This is a genomic window from Burkholderia sp. Ac-20365, assembly GCF_017104715.1.
Classification (GTDB): Bacteria; Pseudomonadota; Gammaproteobacteria; order Burkholderiales; family Burkholderiaceae; genus Paraburkholderia.
On record NZ_JAAGPI010000092.1, the window covers coordinates 1 to 1,319 of the forward strand.

General features: G+C 65.7%; 1 protein-coding gene. It reads right to left on the minus strand.

Annotated features, from left to right (window positions below):
• Positions 1–168: 168 nt before the first annotated feature.
• A partial coding sequence (locus tag G3O01_RS44705; RefSeq protein WP_205813894.1) for a hypothetical protein occupies positions 169–1,319 on the minus strand: 1,151 nt, incomplete at its 5' end.

The window sequence follows — 1,319 nt, forward strand, 5'->3', positions numbered from 1 at the left end:
GCTCTCCGCGTCGGGCGCGGCGCCGCGCGGCGTGTCGACGGCCACGGGACGCGCGGACGGCGTCTCGTTCCCGCGTGAAACGGCAAGACGCAACCCGGACCCGCCAAGTGGGGGCACGGAACTCAGATGAGAAGATTCGCGCACGATCTGCCTCGTATCAGTGTCACGTCAAAAGGTGTAGGGAAAGCGCACGCCGATCACATAGTTCGGCGCGTCCGGCGTCATGCCGAACGACACCGAGCCGTTGATCGTCAGATGCTTGTTCACTACATGGTTCAGGCCAAAATTCATCACGGCGGCCGTGGTCTCGCTGCCCGGCACTTTTACGTAATCGCCGCCCGGCGCCTTGGTTTTCGATGCAGGCTGCAGCGCGAGCGTGTAGGAGATGCTTGCCGAGTCCTTGTCGGAGAACGCGAGCGCGACGCCCGCGCCAAGCTGGAAGATGTCGCCGAGCTTGACGGTCGCCGGTTGCGTCTGCCCCTGGATCGACGAGATGTCCGAGAACGAGCGCGCGATGTTGTACGTGTAGGACAGGCTGCCGAACAGCACGACGGGGTCGTAGGTCTTCAGCACGGACAGGCCTGCCGTGACGTTCCAGAAGCCGGTACCCGTGGGCAGCTTCGACGGCGCGACGAGGTTCGTGTTGTCGGGTTCGAGCTGCACGACCTTCAGGCCGAACGGCGACGTGCCCGTTGGCGCTTTCACGCGCAGGCTGCCGACCAGATCAGGGATGTTGTTGGTTTCCTTCAGGATCTGGTAGTAGAACCCGAAGTTCATGTCGCCGACGGAGCTCGAATTGACGGACGCGTCGGACAACGTGTTCGCCGCACCGCCCGCACCGCCGACGATGAACTGGCTATGCCGGTACACGTACGGCACATCGACGTCGACGCTGATGCGGTCGGTGAGGCCGTAGCGCACGTCCAGATCGGCCATCACCTGGTGCGACTTGGTCTGCCCGAGGTTGATGTTGCCGAGGAAGATCGCGTCGAGCGCGAGGAAGCCCGAAAGCTGCAGTTGCCGGCGGTCGTAGTAGGTATCGCTGATACCCCAGTCCAGCGTCAGCTTGTGATCGAAGAGAGGCGCGTGCTCGCGCTGCACGACGGCTTCTTCGGCCTGCGTTCGCACGGGTTCCGCCGCCTTCTGCGTCTGCCCGATGGCGCCTTCCGGCATGCCCGGGCCGCTCGCCTGGGCGTTCGGGTTGCTGGTGCCCGCCGAACCGGCACCCGTCGAGCCTTCGGGCGCGGGCGGATTGACGGGCACGCCTGTCGCGGTGCCTGTCGCGTTGCCCGGCGCGGGCGCGCCCGGCGTCACCTGCG